Below are 19,493 nucleotides of genomic sequence, written 5' to 3' on the forward strand. Positions count from 1 at the left end.
CTCCGCCAGGAGGAAAGGCCTTGAAAGACCTACTGAATTTGCTGAAAAACCAGGGTCAAGTCGAAGAGTTCGACGCCATCCGTATTGGATTGGCATCGCCTGAGATGATCCGTTCGTGGTCGTTCGGTGAAGTTAAAAAGCCGGAAACCATCAACTACCGTACGTTCAAGCCTGAGCGTGACGGCCTGTTCTGCGCCAAAATCTTTGGCCCGGTAAAGGATTACGAGTGCCTGTGCGGTAAGTACAAGCGCTTGAAGCACCGCGGTGTGATCTGTGAGAAGTGCGGCGTTGAAGTCGCGCTGGCCAAGGTCCGTCGTGAGCGCATGGCTCACATTGAGCTGGCCTCGCCAGTTGCACACATCTGGTTCCTGAAATCGCTGCCGTCCCGTATCGGCCTGCTGATGGACATGACCCTGCGTGATATCGAGCGTGTTCTCTACTTCGAGAGCTATGTCGTTATCGATCCAGGCATGACCACTCTTGAGAAAGGTCAGTTGCTCAACGATGAGCAGTATTTCGAAGCGCTGGAAGAGTTCGGCGACGACTTCGATGCCCGCATGGGGGCTGAAGCTGTCCGTGAACTGCTGCACGCTATCGATCTGGAGCACGAGATTGGCCGTCTGCGCGAAGAAATTCCGCAAACCAACTCTGAAACCAAGATCAAGAAACTGTCCAAGCGCTTGAAGTTGATGGAAGCCTTCTTGGGCTCCGGCAACCTTCCTGAGTGGATGGTTCTGACCGTTCTGCCGGTTCTGCCGCCAGATCTGCGTCCTTTGGTTCCGTTGGATGGCGGTCGTTTCGCGACTTCCGACCTCAACGATTTGTATCGTCGAGTGATCAACCGTAACAACCGCTTGAAGCGCCTGCTTGATCTGTCCGCTCCGGACATCATCGTGCGTAACGAAAAGCGTATGTTGCAAGAAGCCGTCGACGCCTTGCTCGACAACGGTCGTCGTGGCCGCGCTATCACTGGTTCGAACAAGCGTCCTCTGAAATCCTTGGCTGACATGATCAAGGGTAAACAAGGTCGTTTCCGTCAGAACTTGCTCGGTAAGCGTGTTGACTACTCGGGTCGTTCGGTAATTACCGTAGGTCCGACCTTGCGTCTGCACCAGTGCGGTCTGCCGAAGAAAATGGCTCTTGAGCTGTTCAAACCTTTCATTTTTGGCAAGCTTGAAATGCGCGGTCTTGCGACCACCATCAAAGCAGCCAAGAAAATGGTTGAGCGTGAGCTGCCAGAGGTTTGGGACGTTCTCGCTGAAGTCATCCGCGAACACCCGGTACTTCTCAACCGTGCGCCGACCCTTCACCGTCTGGGTATCCAGGCGTTTGAACCGGTACTGATCGAAGGTAAGGCTATTCAGCTGCACCCTCTGGTCTGTGCTGCGTACAACGCCGACTTCGACGGAGACCAAATGGCCGTGCACGTACCGCTGACACTGGAAGCCCAGTTGGAAGCGCGTGCGTTGATGATGTCGACCAACAACATCCTGTCGCCAGCCAACGGTGAGCCAATCATCGTTCCGTCGCAGGACGTTGTATTGGGTCTGTACTACATGACGCGTGAAGCGATCAACGCCAAAGGCGAAGGTCGTGTGTTCGCCGATTTGCAAGAAGTTGACCGTGTATTCCGTGCTGGCGAAGCCGCACTGCATGCCAAGGTTAAAGTGCGGATCAACGAAACCGTTAACGACCGTGATGGTGGCAGCGTAAGCAACACCCGTATCGTCGACACTACCGTCGGCCGTGCGCTGTTGTTCCAGGTTGTGCCAAAAGGTCTGTCGTACGACGTCGTCAACCTGCCAATGAAGAAAAAGGCGATCTCCAAGCTGATCAACCAGTGCTACCGCGTGGTTGGTTTGAAAGAGACCGTGATCTTCGCTGACCAGCTGATGTACACCGGTTTTGCTTACTCGACTATTTCCGGCGTTTCCATCGGTGTTAACGACTTCGTTATCCCTGATGAAAAAGCTCGCATCATCGCGGCTGCTACCGATGAAGTGAAAGAAATCGAAAGCCAGTACGCCTCGGGCCTGGTAACACAGGGCGAGAAGTACAACAAAGTGATCGACCTTTGGTCGAAAGCGAACGACGAAGTCTCCAAGGCAATGATGTCGAACCTCTCGAAAGAGAAGGTTATTGATCGTCACGGCGACGAAGTTGAGCAAGAGTCGTTCAACTCGATGTACATGATGGCCGACTCGGGTGCACGGGGTTCTGCTGCGCAGATCCGTCAGCTGGCCGGTATGCGTGGTTTGATGGCCAAGCCGGATGGCTCCATCATCGAAACGCCGATTACTGCGAACTTCCGTGAAGGTTTGAGCGTACTTCAGTACTTCATCTCGACTCACGGTGCTCGTAAGGGTCTGGCGGATACCGCCTTGAAAACTGCTAACTCCGGTTACTTGACGCGTCGTCTGGTAGACGTTGCGCAGGATCTGGTTGTGACTGAAGTCGATTGCGGAACCGAACACGGTCTGCTGATGACTCCGCACATTGAAGGCGGCGACGTTGTAGAGCCATTGGGTGAGCGCGTACTGGGTCGAGTCATCGCCCGTGACGTATTCAAGCCGGGTACCGATGAAGTTATCGTTCCAGCCGGCACCCTGGTTGACGAGAAGTGGGTTGAATTCATCGAGCTGAATAGCATCGACGAAGTGATCGTGCGCTCGCCAATCAGCTGTGAGACCCGTTTCGGTATTTGTGCCAAGTGCTACGGTCGCGATCTGGCTCGTGGTCACCAGGTGAACATCGGTGAAGCTGTCGGCGTAATCGCTGCTCAGTCGATTGGTGAGCCGGGTACCCAGCTGACGATGCGTACGTTCCACATCGGTGGTGCGGCAAGCCGGACCTCTGCTGCAGACAGCGTTCAGGTGAAGAATGGCGGTACTGTCCGTCTGCACAACCTGAAGCACGTAGAACGTGTAGATGGTTGCCTGGTAGCGGTATCGCGTTCCGGTGAGCTGGCAATCGCTGATGACTACGGTCGTGAGCGTGAGCGTTACAAGCTGCCGTACGGCGCCGTAATTTCGGTTAAAGAAGGTGACAAGGTTGACGCTGGCTCTATCGTAGCCAAGTGGGATCCGCACACTCACCCAATCGTTACCGAAATGAAAGGTACCGTGACCTACGTGGGCATGGAAGAAGGCATCACGATCAAGCGTCAGACTGACGAATTGACCGGTATGACCAACATTGAAGTGCTTGATGCCAAAGACCGTCCAGCTGCCGGCAAGGATATCCGTCCAGCCGTTAAGATGGTCGGTGTTGATGGTAAGGATCTGCTGTTGCCAGGTACCGACGTACCGGCTCAGTACTTCCTGCCAGCTAACGCTTTGGTCGGTGTAGCGGATGGTGCGGAAATCGCGATCGGTGACGTTATCGCTCGTATTCCGCAAGAAACTTCGAAAACTCGAGACATCACCGGTGGTCTGCCGCGCGTTGCTGACTTGTTCGAAGCGCGTCGTCCGAAAGAAGCCTCGATCTTGGCTGAAGTCAGCGGCACCATCGCGTTCGGTAAAGAAACCAAAGGCAAGCGCCGTCTGGTTATTACCCCGAACGACGGTAGCGATCCGTACGAAGAGCTGATTCCAAAGTGGCGCCACCTGAACGTCTTCGAAGGCGAACAAGTGAACCGCGGCGAAGTTATCTCGGACGGTCCAAGCGATCCACACGACATCCTGCGTTTGCTGGGTGTGAGTGCGCTGGCAAAGTACATCGTTAACGAGATTCAAGACGTTTACCGTCTGCAAGGCGTAAAAATCAACGATAAGCACATCGAGACGATCCTTCGTCAGATGCTGCGTAAAGTTGAAATTGCCGAGTCTGGCGATTCCTCCTTCATCAAGGGCGACCAGATGGAGTTGACGCAAGTACTGGTCGAAAACGAGCGTCTGGGTAACGAAGACAAATTTGTGTCCAAGTTCACTCGCGTTCTGTTGGGTATCACCAAGGCGTCGTTGTCGACTGAATCGTTCATCTCTGCGGCCTCTTTCCAAGAGACTACCCGCGTACTGACCGAAGCAGCGGTAACCGGCAAGCGCGACTACCTGCGCGGCCTGAAAGAAAACGTTGTCGTGGGTCGTTTGATCCCGGCAGGTACTGGTCTGGCATACCACAGCGAGCGCAAGCGCCGCCGTGAGGCTGACAAACCATTGCGCGTAAGCGCCAGTGAAGTGGAAGCAGCACTGACCGAAGCGCTGAACTCAAGCGGTAACTGAGTTCTGCGATAAATGAAGGGTAGGCCCTGACCATTCCGTTCATCGATTCGAGACATTTTGTCGAGGGTTGATGAGCGGGAAGGTCGGGGCCTTGCCTTGACTGGGGACAAGATCCTCTTTAGACTCTTGTACCCCTAAATTTGGCGGGAATTCGTTCCTGCCATTTTGCTTTTCTTGCAAGACAATAGCGTCGCAAGACAACAGTGGAGCTAGTAGATGGCAACTATCAACCAGCTGGTACGTCAGCCGCGTAAGCGTATCGTCGAGAAATCCGACGTGCCTGCGCTGCAAAACTGCCCGCAACGTCGTGGCGTATGCACCCGTGTGTATACAACTACGCCGAAAAAACCTAACTCGGCACTGCGTAAAGTATGCCGTGTGCGCCTGACCAACGGTTTCGAGGTTTCCTCGTACATTGGTGGTGAAGGTCACAACCTGCAAGAGCACAGCGTGGTACTGATCCGTGGCGGTCGTGTAAAAGACTTGCCAGGTGTTCGTTATCACACCGTTCGCGGCTCTTTGGATACTTCCGGCGTTAAAGGTCGTAACCAAGGTCGTTCGAAGTACGGTACCAAGAAGCCGAAGTAGTATTCGGTTACTGGTAAATAATGCAGATTTCTTTTTTTCTGAGTCGATAAGAGTAAGGTCGGACGTGCATCCTCTGGGTGTAATGGTTCCGAGCTAACCTGAAGACCGTTTGAGGGCTTATCCATGCCAAGAAGACGCGTAGCAGCCAAGCGCGAAGTGCTTGACGATCCAAAATACGGAAGCCAAATTCTGGCCAAGTTCATGAACCACGTAATGGAAAGCGGTAAAAAAGCCGTTGCCGAGCGTATCGTTTATGGCGCGCTGGAAAAGGTTAAAGAACGCAAGAACGGCGATCCCCTGGAACTCTTCGAGAAAGCACTCGACGCCATCGCTCCGCTGGTCGAAGTGAAGTCGCGCCGTGTAGGCGGTGCTACTTACCAGGTTCCGGTCGAAGTTCGTCCGTCCCGTCGTAACGCCCTGGCAATGCGCTGGTTGGTAGACTTCGCCCGTAAGCGCGGCGAGAAGTCTATGGCTCTGCGTTTGGCTGGCGAACTGTTGGACGCTGCTGAAGGTAAAGGTGCTGCTGTTAAGAAGCGTGAAGACGTGCACCGTATGGCCGAAGCTAACAAAGCTTTCTCGCACTACCGCTTCTAAATCCAGCGTCACTAATTTTGCGAGGGCTTTATGGCTCGTACTACTCCGATTAATCGCTACCGTAACATTGGTATCGTTGCTCACGTGGATGCTGGTAAAACCACCACCACTGAGCGCGTCCTTTTTTACACTGGCAAAAGTCACAAAATGGGCGAGGTGCATGATGGCGCCGCGACCACAGACTGGATGGTTCAGGAGCAGGAGCGTGGTATTACCATTACTTCTGCTGCTATTACCGCCTTCTGGAAAGGTTCTGCCAAGCAGTACAAAGACGAACACCGTTTCAACGTAATTGATACCCCAGGCCACGTTGACTTCACTATTGAAGTTGAGCGTTCCCTGCGTGTGCTCGATGGCGCGGTTGTGGTGTTCTGCGGTACTTCGGGTGTTGAGCCTCAGTCGGAAACCGTATGGCGTCAAGCCAACAAATACGGCGTTCCACGTCTTGTTTACGTAAACAAGATGGACCGTGCTGGTGCGAACTTCCTGCGCGTAATCGAGCAGATCAAAAAGCGTCTGGGTCACACTCCGGTGCCTATCCAGCTCGCTATCGGTTCTGAAGATAACTTCCAGGGTCAGATCGATCTGATCAATATGGAAGCTGTCTACTGGAATGATGCAGACAAGGGTATGGTCCCTGTTCGCAAAGAAATTCCAGCTGAGCTGAAAGATCTGGCTGATGAGTGGCGCGACAACATGGTTCAGGCTGCGGCCGAAGCCAATGAAGAGCTGATGAACAAGTACCTCGAAGGTGAAGAGTTCACCATCGCGGAAATCAAGGCCGCTCTGCGTCAGCGTACTATCGCTGGTGAGATCGTCTTGGCTGTTTGCGGTTCTTCCTTCAAGAACAAGGGCGTTCCCCTGGTTCTCGACGCCGTTATCGACTTCTTGCCTGCGCCTACCGATATTCCTGCTATCAAGGGTACTGACCCGGATGACGAGACTATCGAGCTGGAGCGTCATGCAGACGACAGCGAGCCGTTCTCGGCTCTGGCGTTCAAGATCGCTACTGACCCATTCGTGGGTACCTTGACTTTCGTCCGTGTTTACTCGGGCGTGTTGAACTCCGGCGACGGCGTAATCAACTCGGTTAAAGGCAAAAAAGAGCGCGTGGGTCGTATGGTGCAAATGCACGCAAACGCCCGTGAAGAGATCAAGGAAGTACGCGCTGGTGACATCGCGGCCTTGATCGGCATGAAGGACGTCACCACTGGTGAAACCTTGTGCAACGCTGACAAGCCAATCATCTTGGTTCGCATGGACTTCCCGGAGCCGGTTATTTCGGTTGCTGTTGAGCCTAAGACCAAAGATGACCAGGAAAAAATGGGTATCGCTCTGGGCAAACTTGCTCAGGAAGATCCATCTTTCCGCGTTAAAACTGATGAAGAGACTGGTCAAACGATCATCTCTGGCATGGGCGAGTTGCACCTGGACATCCTGGTTGACCGGATGCGCCGTGAGTTCAACGTTGAAGCCAACATCGGTAAGCCTCAGGTTTCGTATCGTGAGCGCATCACGAAGAGCTGTGAGATCGAAGGCAAGTTCGTTCGTCAGTCCGGCGGTCGTGGTCAGTTTGGCCATTGCTGGATCCGTTTTGCTCCTGCTGACGAAGGTCAGGAAGGTCTGCAGTTCGTGAACGAAGTGGTAGGTGGTGTGGTTCCTAAGGAATACATCCCGGCTATCCAGAAGGGTATCGAAGAGCAGATGAAGAACGGTGTTGTTGCCGGCTATCCGCTGATCGGCCTGAAGGCTACCGTGTTTGATGGTTCTTACCACGACGTCGACTCCAACGAGATGGCGTTTAAGGTGGCTGCTTCCATGGCTACCAAGCAACTGGCCCAGAAGGGCGGTGGTGAGTTGCTTGAGCCGATCATGGCGGTAGAGGTTGTTACACCTGAAGACTATATGGGTGACGTGATGGGCGACTTGAATCGTCGTCGCGGCATGATCCAGGGTATGGAAGATACGGTTTCCGGCAAAGTTATTCGTGCCGAGGTTCCGTTGGGTGAAATGTTCGGTTATGCGACCGACGTTCGTTCCATGTCTCAGGGTCGCGCAAGCTACTCTATGGAATTCAAAAAATACGATACAGCGCCGTCGCACATCGTCGAAGCTGTTACTAAAAAACAAGGCTGATTTAGTTCAGTCCTTTAGGCAAGGAGTTAATTGTCGTGGCTAAAGAAAAATTTGATCGTTCCCTACCGCACGTCAACGTTGGCACTATCGGTCACGTTGACCATGGTAAAACCACGCTGACTGCAGCTCTGACTCGTGTTTGCTCCGAAGTTTTCGGTTCGGCAATCGTTGACTTCGATAAAATCGACAGCGCGCCAGAAGAAAAAGCTCGTGGTATCACCATCAACACTGCGCACGTTGAATACAACTCGAAAATTCGTCACTACGCTCACGTTGACTGCCCAGGTCACGCTGACTACGTGAAGAACATGATCACCGGTGCTGCCCAGATGGACGGCGCGATCCTGGTTTGTTCGGCTGCTGATGGTCCGATGCCGCAAACTCGTGAGCACATCCTGCTGTCCCGTCAGGTTGGCGTTCCGTACATCGTGGTTTTCCTGAACAAGGCTGACCTGGTAGACGACGCTGAGCTGCTGGAACTGGTTGAGATGGAAGTGCGCGATCTGCTGAGCACTTACGACTTCCCAGGTGACGACACTCCGATCATTATCGGTTCTGCTCGTATGGCTCTGGAAGGCAAAGACGACAACGAAATGGGCACCACTGCCGTTCGTAAACTGGTTGAGACTCTGGACAGCTACATCCCAGAACCAGTTCGTCTGACCGACAAGCCGTTCCTGATGCCAATCGAAGACGTATTCTCGATCTCTGGTCGCGGTACTGTTGTGACTGGTCGTATCGAGCGCGGTATCGTTCGCGTTCAAGATCCGCTGGAAATCGTTGGTCTGCGTGACACTACTGTTACCACCTGCACCGGCGTTGAAATGTTCCGTAAGCTGCTCGACGAAGGTCGTGCAGGCGAGAACTGCGGCGTTCTGTTGCGTGGCACCAAGCGTGACGACGTTGAGCGTGGTCAGGTTCTGGTTAAGCCAGGCACTGTTAAGCCTCACACCAAGTTCACCGCAGAAGTTTACGTTCTGAGCAAAGAAGAAGGCGGCCGTCATACTCCGTTCTTCAAAGGCTATCGTCCACAGTTCTACTTCCGTACTACTGACGTGACTGGTAACTGCGAGCTGCCAGAAGGCGTTGAAATGGTAATGCCAGGTGACAACATTCAAATGACTGTTACCCTGATCAAAACCATCGCGATGGAAGATGGTCTGCGTTTCGCTATCCGTGAAGGCGGTCGTACCGTCGGCGCTGGCGTCGTAGCCAAAATCATCGAGTAATCGATGATTGCATGAAAAAGCCCCCGCTCAGCGGGGGCTTTTTTTATTGAGTTGACACCTAGTGGGGTCGTCTATAGAATTGCGCCTCCTTTTAACGGGCGTATTGCGCTCGGTGGGAATAGCAATCTGGAGTCTGAAATCCAATGCAAAATCAGCAAATCCGTATCAGGTTGAAGGCTTTTGACCATCGCCTGATCGACCAATCAACCCAGGAAATCGTGGAAACCGCGAAACGTACTGGTGCTCAAGTGCGTGGTCCAATTCCACTGCCTACCCGTAAAGAGCGGTTCACCGTTCTGGTCTCCCCGCACGTCAACAAAGACGCGCGTGACCAGTACGAGATCCGTACTCATAAGCGCGTTCTGGACATCGTCCAGCCAACGGATAAAACCGTTGATGCACTTATGAAGCTTGATCTTGCGGCCGGTGTGGAAGTGCAGATCAGCCTCGGCTAAGACTTGGGTCTTAGTCGTGTAACGCTCTGAAATGGGCGGCCATAGCGGGTGAAAGCCCCGTACACTCATGAGGTTTACAACATGACTATTGGTGTAGTCGGTCGTAAATGCGGTATGACCCGTATTTTCACCGAAGAAGGTGTCTCCATTCCGGTCACGGTCATTGAGATCGAACCGAATCGCGTCACCCAGTTCAAAACTGAAGAAACCGATGGCTATCGTGCAGTGCAAGTCACTGTCGGCGAGCGTCGCGCTTCGCGTGTAACAGCTGCTCAGGCGGGTCACTTCGCCAAGGCAAACGTTGCAGCTGGTCGTACCGTGCTGGAATTCCGTCTTGAAGAAGGCGAGTACCAAGCAGGCGACCTGATCAACGCTGAAATCTTCGCTGCTGGTCAACTGGTTGATGTAACCGGTCAGTCCAAAGGTAAAGGCTTCCAGGGTACGATCAAGCGTTGGAATTTCCGTGGCCAAGATAACACTCACGGTAACTCCGTTTCCCACCGCGTCCCGGGCTCTATTGGCCAGTGCCAGACTCCTGGTCGTGTATTCAAGGGCAAGAAAATGTCCGGTCATATGGGCGCTGAGCGCGTGACCGTACAGTCCCTCGAAGTAGTGCGCGTCGACGCTGAACGCAATCTGTTGTTGGTCAAGGGTGCTGTTCCTGGCGCTACTGGCGGCAACCTGGTTGTACGTCCGGCGGCCAAGGCTCGCGGTTAAGGGGAAGCTGACATGCAATTAAACGTAAATGACGCTCAAGCGATCGAAGTTTCCGAACTGACTTTCGGCGGCGAGTTCAACGAGACGCTGGTTCACCAAGCAGTCGTGGCCTACATGGCCGGCGGCCGTCAAGGTAGCAAGCAGCAAAAGACCCGTTCCGACGTTCGTGGTGGCGGTAAGCGCCCTTGGCGTCAGAAAGGTACTGGCCGTGCTCGTGCCGGTACTATCCGTAGCCCAATCTGGCGTGGCGGCGGTACCACTTTCGCAGCTCGTCCACAGGATCACTCTCAGAAGCTCAACAAGAAGATGTATCGCGCAGCAATGCGTTCCATCCTTGCTGAACTGGTGCGTACTGATCGTCTGGTCGTGGTTCAGGACTTCGCTGTTGAAGCACCGAAAACCAAAGATCTGCTGAACAAACTGACTGGCATGGGTCTGACAGACGTCCTGATCGTGTCCGAAGTTGTTGATCAGAACCTGTACCTGGCTGCTCGTAACCTGCCACACGTTGATGTACGTGACGTGCAAGGTTCCGATCCAGTTAGTCTGATCGCATACGACAAGGTGTTGATCACCGTGTCGGCCGTGAAGAAATTCGAGGAGCTGCTGGGATGAACCAGGAACGCGTATTTAAAGTTCTGCTTGGCCCGCACGTTTCCGAGAAGGCTACGGTTCTGGCAGACAAGAAAGGCCAGTTCGTTTTCAAGGTTGCTACTGATGCAACCAAGCTGGAAATCAAGAAGGCCGTCGAAAGCCTGTTCAGCGTGAAAGTTGAGCGTGTTACTACCCTGAATGTTCTGGGTAAGAGCAAGCGCACAGCTCGCGGCGTGGGCAAGCGTAATGACTGGAAGAAGGCAGTAATCTCCCTTCAGCCAGGCCAAGATCTCGATTTCAGCAGCAGTGCTGAGTAAGGAAGGGGTGCATCATGGCAATCGTTAAATGCAAACCGACTTCCCCTGGCCGCCGTCATGTGGTCAAGGTGGTCAACCAGGAGCTGCATAAAGGCGCTCCTCACGCACCGCTGCTCGAGAAAAAATCGAAGTCTGGTGGTCGTAACAACAATGGCCGTATTACCACGCGTCACATCGGTGGTGGTCATAAGCAGCATTATCGTTTGGTCGATTTCCGTCGCAACGACAAAGATGGCATTCCAGCCACTGTTGAGCGCATCGAATACGATCCAAACCGTACTGCTCACATTGCTCTTATGTTGTACGCAGACGGCGAACGCCGTTACATCATCGCCCCTAAAGGCGTGAGCGCTGGTGACCAGCTGATCGCAGGTGCTTTGGCGCCGATCAAGCCAGGTAACTCGCTGCAGCTGCGTAGCATTCCAGTAGGTAGCACCGTACACGGCATCGAATTGAAGCCGGGTAAAGGCGCGCAAATCGCACGTTCCGCTGGTGCTTCGGCTCAGCTGGTAGCTCGCGATGGTGTCTACGTGACCCTGCGTCTGCGCTCTGGTGAAATGCGTAAAGTATTGGCTGAATGCCGTGCAACGCTGGGCGAAGTCTCGAACTCCGAGCACAGCCTGCGTTCGCTGGGTAAAGCTGGTGCCAAACGCTGGCGTGGCGTTCGCCCAACCGTTCGTGGTGTTGCCATGAACCCGGTTGACCACCCACATGGTGGTGGTGAAGGTCGTACCTCTGGTGGTCGTCATCCGGTATCGCCATGGGGCTTCCCGACTAAGGGCGCGAAGACTCGTGGTAATAAGCGTACCGACAAAATGATCGTCCGTCGTCGCAAGTAAATAGAGGGATACGACAGTGCCACGTTCTCTGAAAAAAGGTCCTTTTATTGATCTTCACCTACTGAAGAAGATCGAAGTGGCGGCGGAAAAGAACGATCGCAAACCGGTGAAAACCTGGTCGCGTCGTTCGATGATCCTGCCACAAATGGTCGGTCTGACCATCGCTGTGCATAACGGTCGTCTTCATGTCCCAGTTCTCGTGAACGAAGACATGGTTGGCCATAAACTAGGCGAGTTTGCCGGTACCCGCACTTATCGTGGGCACGTGGCAGACAAGAAAGCCAAGCGTTAAGGGGTAAGGAACGATGGAAGTAGCCGCTAAGTTGTCGGGCGCTCGAATCTCCGCCCAGAAAGCCCGCTTGGTCGCCGACCAGATCCGCGGGAAGAAGGTGGGCGAAGCGCTCAACCTGTTGGCTTTCAGCAACAAGAAAGCCGCCGAGATCATCAAGAAAGTGCTGGAGTCGGCCGTAGCCAACGCCGAGCATAACGAAGGCGCTGACGTTGACGACCTTAAAGTCGCCACCGTTTTCGTCAACGAAGGGCGTTCGCTGAAGCGCATCATGCCGCGTGCCAAAGGCCGCGCTGATCGCATCGTCAAGCGGTCTTGCCATATCACTGTCAAGGTTGCTGACAAGTAACGGAGTCGAAGAGATGGGTCAGAAAGTACATCCCATTGGCATTCGCCTGGGAATCGTCAAGGAGCACACCTCCGTCTGGTACGCAGACGGTCGGACTTATGCGGACTACTTGTTCGCTGATCTGAAGGTGCGTGAATACCTCCAAGACAAACTAAAAAGCGCGTCCGTAAGCCGTATCGATATCCATCGTCCGGCCCAAACTGCACGCATCACCATCCACACCGCTCGTCCAGGTATCGTTATCGGGAAGAAAGGTGAAGATGTTGAGAAGCTGCGTCAGGACCTGACCAAGCAAATGGGTGTGCCTGTGCACATCAATATCGAAGAGATCCGCAAGCCGGAACTCGACGGTATGCTGGTTGCGCAGAGCGTAGCTCAGCAGCTGGAGCGTCGTGTAATGTTCCGTCGCGCGATGAAACGCGCTGTACAGAACGCTATGCGCATTGGTGCCAAAGGCATCAAAATCCAAGTGAGCGGTCGTCTCGGCGGTGCTGAAATTGCACGTACTGAATGGTATCGCGAAGGTCGTGTGCCGTTGCACACCCTGCGTGCCGACATCGACTATGCCAACTACGAAGCTCACACCACTTACGGTGTGATCGGTGTAAAGGTTTGGATCTTCAAAGGCGAAGTAATTGGTGGTCGCCAAGAAGAGCTGAAACCACAAGCACCAGCGCCTCGTAAAAAAGCTGCTAAGTAAGGGGTACGCCAAATGTTACAACCTAAGCGTACGAAGTTCCGCAAGCAAATGACTGGCCACAACCGTGGCTTGGCATTGCGCGGTAGCAAAGTCAGCTTCGGCGAGTATGCGCTGAAGTCTGTTGCTCGTGGTCGCCTCACCGCTCGTCAGATCGAATCAGCGCGTCGTGCACTGACCCGTCACGTTAAGCGTGGTGGCAAGATCTGGATCCGTGTATTCCCGGACAAGCCTATTTCCAAAAAGCCACTCGAAGTTCGAATGGGTAAAGGTAAGGGTAACGTCGAATACTGGGTTGCCCAGATTCAGCCAGGCAAAGTCCTGTATGAAATCGAGGGTGTTTCTGAAGAGCTGGCGCGTGAGGCTTTCGCCCTGGCTGCTGCAAAGCTGCCGCTCGCCACCTCCTTTGTTAAACGGACGGTGATGTGATGAAAGCGAATGAACTTCGTGAAAAATCCGCACAGCAGCTGAACGAGCAACTGCTCGGCTTGCTGCGCGACCAGTTCAATCTGCGTATGCAGAAAGCAACTGGCCAGTTGGGGCAGTCGCATCTGCTCTCGCAAGTTAAGCGTGACATCGCTCGCGTGAAGACTGTGCTCAAACAGCAGGCAGGTAAGTAATCATGGCTGAAGCCGAAAAAACTGTCCGTACGCTGACTGGCCGTGTTGTCAGCGACAAGATGGACAAGACCATCACCGTTCTGATCGAGCGTCGCGTTAAGCACCCGATCTACGGTAAATACGTTAAGCGTTCGACTAAGCTGCACGCGCACGACGAAACCAATCAGTGCCACATCGGCGACAAAGTCACTATTCGTGAAACTCGTCCGCTGGCCAAGACTAAGTCTTGGGCATTGGTTGATGTTCTCGAACGCGCTGTGGAAGTCTAAGGACTAGGGGTCGGAGAAATTATATGATTCAGACTCAATCCATGCTCGATGTGGCCGATAACAGCGGCGCACGCCGCGTTATGTGCATCAAGGTGCTGGGTGGCTCCCATCGTCGTTACGCTGGTATCGGTGACATCATCAAAGTTACCGTCAAGGAAGCAATTCCTCGCGGTAAAGTGAAAAAAGGCCAAGTGATGACTGCTGTTGTAGTCCGCACTCGTCACGGTGTACGCCGTGCAGATGGCTCCATTATCCGCTTTGATGGCAACGCTGCTGTTCTTCTGAACAACAAGCAAGAGCCGATCGGCACCCGTATCTTTGGGCCAGTGACCCGTGAACTTCGTACTGAGAAGTTCATGAAGATCGTCTCGCTCGCCCCAGAAGTGCTGTAAGGAGATCCGACATGCAAAAGATTCGTCGTGACGACGAGATCATCGTGATCGCCGGCAAAGACAAAGGTAAGCGCGGTAAGGTGCTTAAGGTTCTCGCTAATAACCGTCTGGTTATCGGTGGTTTGAACCTGGTTAAGCGTCATACCAAGCCTAACCCGATGTCGGGCGTGCAAGGCGGTATCGTCGAGAAAGAAGCTCCACTGGACGCTTCTAACGTGGCCATTTTCAACGGCGAAACCAACAAGGCTGATCGCGTTGGTTTCAAAGTAGAAGAAGGCAAAAAAATTCGTGTCTTCAAGTCGACCCAAAAAGCGGTTGATGCTTGAACACTGCTAGGTAGATGAGACCATGGCACGACTAAAAGAGATTTACCGGAAGGAAATCGCTCCGAAACTTAAGGAAGAACTTAAGCTTTCGAACGTGATGGAAGTTCCGCGCGTTACCAAAATCACCCTGAACATGGGTTTGGGCGAAGCGATCGGTGACAAAAAAGTCATCGAGCACGCTGTAGCTGATTTGGAAAAGATCACAGGTCAAAAAGTTGTTGTGACCTACGCTCGCAAGTCCATCGCAGGCTTTAAAGTTCGCGAAGGCTGGCCGATCGGCGTCAAAGTAACTCTGCGCCGTGAGCGTATGTACGAATTCCTGGATCGTCTGCTGTCGATCTCCCTGCCTCGGGTACGCGACTTCCGCGGCCTGAATGCCAAGTCCTTCGATGGTCGTGGTAACTACAGCATGGGCGTTAAAGAGCAGATCATTTTCCCGGAAATTGACTACGACAAAATCGATGCCCTTCGCGGTCTGGACATCACCCTGACCACCACTGCTCGGACAGATGATGAAGGTCGCGCATTGCTGCGTGCTTTCAAATTCCCGTTCCGCAACTGATTGGAGTAGGACCATGGCCAAGATGAGCATGAAAAACCGCGAGCTGAAACGTCAGCTCACGGTTGCCAAGTTCGCCAAGAAGCGTGCTGAGCTTAAAGCTATCATCGTTGATCTGAACGCAAGTCCAGAAGCGCGTTGGGAAGCTCAAGTAGCTCTGCAGAAGCAGCCACGTGACGCAAGCGCTGCGCGCATGCGTAACCGCTGCCGCCTGACTGGTCGTCCGCATGGTGTTTACCGCAAGTTCGGCCTGGGCCGTAACAAATTGCGTGAAGCAGCAATGCGCGGTGACGTACCAGGTCTGGTTAAAGCCAGCTGGTAAGGCGTACAGACAAAGTCTCGACTCTCAGGATCGCAATATCCTGACAGTCGGTGGCCTTGAATATGAATCAAGCCCCTATTGGGGCTTGATTCATTTCTGGCCTGTGTCTAGAATGACCGGCTCGCCTGAGCCCGTGCTTTTTAAGTATTGAGTCACTCGGCGATAGTTGTAGCCGCAAGGCTAATTCTTTTTGTATCAGGAGCGTCTAGCCCATGAGTATGCAGGACCCGTTAGCGGACATGCTAACTCGAATCCGTAATGCCCAGATGGCTGAAAAGTCCGTCGTAAGCATGCCATCTTCCACGTTGAAGGTAGCTGTAGCCAAAGTTCTTAAAGACGAAGGCTATATCGCGGATTATCAGATCAGCAGCGAAATCAAACCACTGCTGTCTATCGAGCTGAAGTACTTCGAAGGCCGTCCGGTTATCGAAGAAGTTAAGCGCGTTAGCCGTCCAGGCCTGCGTCAGTACAAGTCCTCCGATGATCTGCCAAAAGTTCGTGGCGGCCTCGGTGTGTCTATCGTCTCCACCAACAAAGGTGTGATGACGGATCGTGCTGCGCGCGCTGCCGGTGTCGGCGGCGAAGTTCTTTGCACTGTGTTCTAAGGGGGGATAAGCATGTCACGCGTCGCTAAGAACCCCGTTAAGCTGCCAGCTGGTGTTGAAGTAAAATTCGCCGGCCAACAGCTTTCGGTGAAGGGTGCCAAGGGCACTCTAGAACTGAACATCCATTCGTCGGTTGAAATCGTTGAAGAAGCTGGTGAGCTGCGTTTCGCTGCTCGCAATGGCGATCAACAAACTCGCGCAATGGCTGGTACCACTCGTGCGTTGGTAAACAACATGGTCCAAGGCGTAAGCCAAGGCTTCGAGCGTAAGCTCCAGCTGGTCGGTGTTGGTTACAAAGCGCAAGCAAAAGGCACAGTGCTGAACCTGGCTCTTGGCTTCTCGCACCCAGTGGATTACGAACTGCCGGAAGGCATCACCGCTGAGACCCCAAGCCAAACCGATATCCTGATCAAGGGCATCGATAAGCAGCTGGTAGGTCAAGTGGCCGCTGAGATCCGCGACTTCCGTCCACCAGAACCTTACAAAGGTAAAGGTGTGCGTTACGCGGACGAAGTCGTCCGCCGTAAAGAAGCCAAGAAGAAGTAGGGCCTAGCAAATGACCGACAAAAAAGTTACTCGACTGCGTCGCGCTCGCAAAGCACGTCTGAAAATGCACGAATTAGAAGTCGTGCGTCTCTGCGTGTTCCGCTCTTCGCAGCACATATATGCCCAGGTCATCTCGGCCGACGGCAGCAAAGTCTTGGCAAGCGCCTCGACTTTGGACAAAGAACTGCGTGATGCTGCCACTGGCAACATCGACGCGGCCACAAAGGTTGGCCAGCTGGTCGCTACGCGTGCTAAAGCCGCTGGCGTCTCGCAGGTGGCTTTCGACCGCTCTGGCTTCAAGTACCACGGCCGCGTGAAAGCGCTGGCTGAGGCTGCTCGTGAAGCTGGGCTGGAGTTCTAAGTTATGTCAAATAACGACCAAAAGCGCGACGAAGGCTACATTGAGAAGCTGGTTCAAGTTAACCGCGTAGCCAAAACCGTTAAAGGCGGCCGTATCTTCACTTTCACCGCGTTGACCGTGGTTGGTGATGGTAAAGGGCGCGTTGGCTTCGGCCGTGGCAAGTCACGTGAAGTGCCTGCTGCGATCCAGAAGGCAATGGAAGCTGCTCGCCGCAACATGATTCAAGTTGACCTGAACGGCACAACTCTGCAGTACGCAATGAAGTCCGCTCACGGCGCTTCGAAGGTGTACATGCAGCCTGCTTCTGAAGGTACCGGTATCATCGCTGGCGGCGCTATGCGTGCTGTCCTCGAAGTTGCTGGCGTTCAGAACGTTCTGGCCAAGTGCTACGGCTCGACTAACCCGGTAAACGTGGTTCACGCCACTTTTAAAGGTTTGAAAGCTATGCAATCTCCTGAGTCCATCGCTGCGAAGCGTGGCAAAAGCGTCAAGGAGATCTTCTGATCATGGCTACCGTAAAAGTAACGCTGATCAAAAGCATGACCGGCCGTATCCCTAACCACAAACTGTGCGTTAAGGGTCTGGGTCTGCGTCGCATCGGTCACACTGTAGAAGTACTTGATACTCCCGAGAATCGCGGGATGATCAACAAGGCTTACTACATGCTGCGTGTCGAGGGTTAATCGATGAAACTCAATGATCTGAGTCCAGCGCCGGGTTCCCGTCGCGAAAAGCATCGTCCGGGCCGTGGTATCGGTAGCGGTTTGGGTAAGACTGGTGGCCGTGGTCACAAAGGTCAGACCTCCCGTTCCGGTGGCACAATTGCTCCAGGCTTTGAAGGCGGTCAACAGCCGCTGCATCGCCGTCTGCCTAAGTTCGGTTTCGTGTCCCTGAAAGCTATGGATCGCGCAGAAGTGCGTTTGTCCGAGCTGGCTAAAGTGGAAGGCGACATCGTTACTCTGCAGACCCTGAAAGATGCCAACGTGATCAACGTCAACGTACTGCGTGTGAAAATCATGCTGTCCGGTGAAGTGACTCGCGCTGTCACTATCGGCAAGGGAATCGGCGCCACCAAAGGTGCGCGTTCGGCTATCGAAGCAGCTGGCGGCAAGTTCGAGGAATAAATGGCTAAGCAAGGTGCTCTCTCAGCGCTCAGCAAAGGCGGGTTGTCCGAGCTCTGGGCTCGTCTGCGTTTTCTATTCTTGGCGATTATCGTCTACCGAATAGGCGCACACATTCCAGTTCCAGGCATTAACCCGGACCGGTTGGCGGACCTGTTTCGACAGAATGAGGGGACCATACTTAGCTTGTTCAACATGTTTTCCGGCGGTGCGCTGGAGCGGATGAGTATTTTTGCGCTGGGGATCATGCCGTACATTTCGGCATCGATCATCATGCAGCTTATGTCCGCTGTCAGCCCACAGCTGGAGCAGTTGAAGAAGGAAGGTGAAGCTGGTCGTCGCAAGATAAGCCAGTACACCCGCTACCTCACTGTCGCTCTTGCTCTTGTCCAGGCTATTGGCATGTCCATTGGTCTGGCAGGGCAGGGTGTAGCGTTCACTGGTGATCTAGGCTTCCATTTCGTTGCAGTAACCACTTTTGTGGCGGGTGCAATGTTCATGATGTGGCTGGGTGAGCAGATTACTGAGCGTGGTGTTGGCAACGGTATCTCGATGTTGATTTTTTCGGGTATCGTCGCCGGTCTTCCGAGAGCAATCGGGCAGTCTTTTGAGTCTGCGCGTCAGGGCGATATCAACATCTTCGCCTTGGTTGCTATCGGTTTGCTGGCAGTAGCGATTATCGGTTTCGTGGTGTTCATTGAGCGTGGTCAGCGTCGTATTGCTGTTCACTACGCCAAGCGTCAGCAGGGCCGCAAGGTGTTTGCTGCGCAGACTAGCCACCTACCGCTGAAAGTGAATATGGCCGGTGTTATTCCGGCTATTTTTGCGAGCAGCATTTTGCTGTTCCCGGCTTCGTTGGGTGCCTGGTTCGGTCAGTCTGAAGGTATGGGCTGGTTGCAGGACATCTCGCAGTCGATCGCTCCTGGTCAGCCGTTGAATATTCTGCTGTTTAGTGCAGGGATTATTTTCTTCTGCTTCTTCTATACGGCGTTGATGTTCAATCCGAAAGACGTAGCGGAAAACCTGAAGAAGTCCGGTGCCTTTATTCCGGGTATCCGTCCAGGTGAGCAGTCGGCACGCTATATTGATGGCGTATTGACTCGTTTGACTCTGTTCGGTGCTCTTTATATGACGGCCGTGTGTCTGTTGCCCCAGTTTCTGGTGGTTGCGGCAAACGTTCCGTTCTACCTTGGCGGGACCTCGTTGCTGATCGTGGTCGTGGTTGTTATGGACTTTATGTCGCAAGTACAATCGCACCTCGTTTCGCACCAGTACGAATCCCTGATGAAGAAAGCCAACCTGAAGGGCTACGGCAGCGGCATGCTGCGCTGAAGTTCCCATAAGGTTA

The 19,493-nt window shown here is 53.6% G+C and carries 27 protein-coding genes; all 27 read left to right on the forward strand.

Annotated elements, in window-relative coordinates:
• Window positions 1-20 precede the first annotated feature (20 nt).
• A complete protein-coding gene (gene rpoC / locus RHM56_RS00100) occupies window positions 21-4,220 on the forward strand; it encodes a DNA-directed RNA polymerase subunit beta' (RefSeq protein WP_322237326.1) in 4,200 nt (1,399 codons plus the stop codon).
• A 216-nt stretch (window positions 4,221-4,436) separates the two neighbouring features.
• Window positions 4,437-4,808 carry a 30S ribosomal protein S12 gene (gene rpsL / locus RHM56_RS00105; RefSeq protein WP_002555494.1) on the forward strand — a complete coding sequence of 124 codons (372 nt, stop codon included), beginning with the start codon at window positions 4,437-4,439 and terminating at the stop codon, window positions 4,806-4,808.
• Between the two features lie 123 nt (window positions 4,809-4,931).
• On the forward strand, window positions 4,932-5,402 hold the full coding sequence (gene rpsG, locus RHM56_RS00110; protein WP_019409900.1) for a 30S ribosomal protein S7: 471 nt from the start codon (window positions 4,932-4,934) through the stop codon (window positions 5,400-5,402).
• Between the two features lie 30 nt (window positions 5,403-5,432).
• Complete coding sequence (gene fusA / locus RHM56_RS00115) at window positions 5,433-7,538, forward strand: elongation factor G (protein WP_322237329.1); 2,106 nt, start codon at window positions 5,433-5,435, stop codon at window positions 7,536-7,538.
• 35 nt (window positions 7,539-7,573) lie between these two features.
• The gene (tuf, locus tag RHM56_RS00120) at window positions 7,574-8,767 is read left to right on the forward strand and encodes an elongation factor Tu (protein ID WP_017848801.1); all 1,194 of its coding nucleotides are present in this window, start codon (window positions 7,574-7,576) and stop codon (window positions 8,765-8,767) included.
• A 143-nt stretch (window positions 8,768-8,910) separates the two neighbouring features.
• Window positions 8,911-9,222 carry a 30S ribosomal protein S10 gene (rpsJ, locus tag RHM56_RS00125; RefSeq protein ID WP_003186070.1) on the forward strand — a complete coding sequence of 104 codons (312 nt, stop codon included), beginning with the start codon at window positions 8,911-8,913 and terminating at the stop codon, window positions 9,220-9,222.
• Window positions 9,223-9,303: 81 nt separating this feature from the next.
• Window positions 9,304-9,939: a 50S ribosomal protein L3 gene (gene rplC / locus RHM56_RS00130; protein ID WP_019409902.1), complete on the forward strand. Its 636-nt coding sequence runs from the start codon at window positions 9,304-9,306 to the stop codon at window positions 9,937-9,939.
• Window positions 9,940-9,951: 12 nt separating this feature from the next.
• Window positions 9,952-10,554: a 50S ribosomal protein L4 gene (rplD, locus tag RHM56_RS00135; protein WP_019409903.1), complete on the forward strand. Its 603-nt coding sequence runs from the start codon at window positions 9,952-9,954 to the stop codon at window positions 10,552-10,554.
• Window positions 10,551-10,850 (forward strand): 50S ribosomal protein L23, encoded by a 300-nt coding sequence (gene rplW / locus RHM56_RS00140; protein ID WP_003444375.1) that lies wholly within the window; start codon window positions 10,551-10,553, stop codon window positions 10,848-10,850. Before rplD ends, rplW begins: the two co-directional genes overlap by 4 nt.
• 14 nt (window positions 10,851-10,864) lie before the next feature.
• Window positions 10,865-11,689, forward strand: a complete 825-nt coding sequence (gene rplB, locus RHM56_RS00145) for a 50S ribosomal protein L2 (protein WP_019409904.1) — start codon at window positions 10,865-10,867, stop codon at window positions 11,687-11,689.
• 16 nt (window positions 11,690-11,705) lie between these two features.
• Entirely contained in the window at window positions 11,706-11,981 is a 276-nt protein-coding gene (rpsS, locus tag RHM56_RS00150) for a 30S ribosomal protein S19 (protein ID WP_003232420.1), read from the forward strand.
• Between the two features lie 13 nt (window positions 11,982-11,994).
• Window positions 11,995-12,327, forward strand: a complete 333-nt coding sequence (gene rplV, locus RHM56_RS00155) for a 50S ribosomal protein L22 (protein WP_003444373.1) — start codon at window positions 11,995-11,997, stop codon at window positions 12,325-12,327.
• 13 nt (window positions 12,328-12,340) lie between these two features.
• A complete protein-coding gene (gene rpsC / locus RHM56_RS00160; protein WP_003176422.1) occupies window positions 12,341-13,027 on the forward strand; it encodes a 30S ribosomal protein S3 in 687 nt (228 codons plus the stop codon).
• A 12-nt stretch (window positions 13,028-13,039) separates the two neighbouring features.
• Window positions 13,040-13,453 (forward strand): 50S ribosomal protein L16, encoded by a 414-nt coding sequence (gene rplP / locus RHM56_RS00165; RefSeq protein WP_019409905.1) that lies wholly within the window; start codon window positions 13,040-13,042, stop codon window positions 13,451-13,453.
• Entirely contained in the window at window positions 13,453-13,644 is a 192-nt protein-coding gene (gene rpmC / locus RHM56_RS00170) for a 50S ribosomal protein L29 (protein WP_003444371.1), read from the forward strand. The genes rplP and rpmC overlap by 1 nt, the downstream gene beginning before the upstream one ends.
• Before the next feature lie 2 nt (window positions 13,645-13,646).
• Window positions 13,647-13,913, forward strand: a complete 267-nt coding sequence (gene rpsQ / locus RHM56_RS00175) for a 30S ribosomal protein S17 (protein WP_003176419.1) — start codon at window positions 13,647-13,649, stop codon at window positions 13,911-13,913.
• A gap of 23 nt (window positions 13,914-13,936) precedes the next feature.
• Entirely contained in the window at window positions 13,937-14,305 is a 369-nt protein-coding gene (gene rplN, locus RHM56_RS00180; protein WP_002555479.1) for a 50S ribosomal protein L14, read from the forward strand.
• 11 nt (window positions 14,306-14,316) lie between these two features.
• Window positions 14,317-14,631 carry a 50S ribosomal protein L24 gene (rplX, locus tag RHM56_RS00185; RefSeq protein WP_003444369.1) on the forward strand — a complete coding sequence of 105 codons (315 nt, stop codon included), beginning with the start codon at window positions 14,317-14,319 and terminating at the stop codon, window positions 14,629-14,631.
• A gap of 22 nt (window positions 14,632-14,653) precedes the next feature.
• Entirely contained in the window at window positions 14,654-15,193 is a 540-nt protein-coding gene (gene rplE / locus RHM56_RS00190; RefSeq protein ID WP_003186044.1) for a 50S ribosomal protein L5, read from the forward strand.
• 13 nt (window positions 15,194-15,206) lie between these two features.
• Window positions 15,207-15,512: a 30S ribosomal protein S14 gene (gene rpsN, locus RHM56_RS00195; protein ID WP_019409906.1), complete on the forward strand. Its 306-nt coding sequence runs from the start codon at window positions 15,207-15,209 to the stop codon at window positions 15,510-15,512.
• A 212-nt stretch (window positions 15,513-15,724) separates the two neighbouring features.
• Window positions 15,725-16,117 carry a 30S ribosomal protein S8 gene (gene rpsH, locus RHM56_RS00200; RefSeq protein ID WP_019409907.1) on the forward strand — a complete coding sequence of 131 codons (393 nt, stop codon included), beginning with the start codon at window positions 15,725-15,727 and terminating at the stop codon, window positions 16,115-16,117.
• A 12-nt stretch (window positions 16,118-16,129) separates the two neighbouring features.
• Window positions 16,130-16,663 (forward strand): 50S ribosomal protein L6, encoded by a 534-nt coding sequence (gene rplF, locus RHM56_RS00205; RefSeq protein ID WP_003176412.1) that lies wholly within the window; start codon window positions 16,130-16,132, stop codon window positions 16,661-16,663.
• Window positions 16,664-16,673: 10 nt separating this feature from the next.
• Entirely contained in the window at window positions 16,674-17,024 is a 351-nt protein-coding gene (rplR, locus tag RHM56_RS00210) for a 50S ribosomal protein L18 (protein ID WP_003444364.1), read from the forward strand.
• A gap of 3 nt (window positions 17,025-17,027) precedes the next feature.
• Window positions 17,028-17,528, forward strand: a complete 501-nt coding sequence (rpsE, locus tag RHM56_RS00215; protein ID WP_003186035.1) for a 30S ribosomal protein S5 — start codon at window positions 17,028-17,030, stop codon at window positions 17,526-17,528.
• A gap of 2 nt (window positions 17,529-17,530) precedes the next feature.
• Window positions 17,531-17,707 carry a 50S ribosomal protein L30 gene (gene rpmD / locus RHM56_RS00220; RefSeq protein ID WP_003186033.1) on the forward strand — a complete coding sequence of 59 codons (177 nt, stop codon included), beginning with the start codon at window positions 17,531-17,533 and terminating at the stop codon, window positions 17,705-17,707.
• 3 nt (window positions 17,708-17,710) lie between these two features.
• Window positions 17,711-18,148, forward strand: coding sequence for a 50S ribosomal protein L15 (gene rplO, locus RHM56_RS00225; RefSeq protein ID WP_048373834.1), 438 nt, complete (start codon window positions 17,711-17,713; stop codon window positions 18,146-18,148).
• Window positions 18,149-19,477, forward strand: a complete 1,329-nt coding sequence (gene secY / locus RHM56_RS00230; RefSeq protein ID WP_003444361.1) for a preprotein translocase subunit SecY — start codon at window positions 18,149-18,151, stop codon at window positions 19,475-19,477. It begins immediately after the preceding gene.
• The last annotated feature ends 16 nt before the right edge of the window (window positions 19,478-19,493 follow it).

It is taken from the genome of Pseudomonas sp. CCC3.1, assembly GCF_034347405.1.
Classification (GTDB): domain Bacteria; phylum Pseudomonadota; class Gammaproteobacteria; order Pseudomonadales; family Pseudomonadaceae; genus Aquipseudomonas.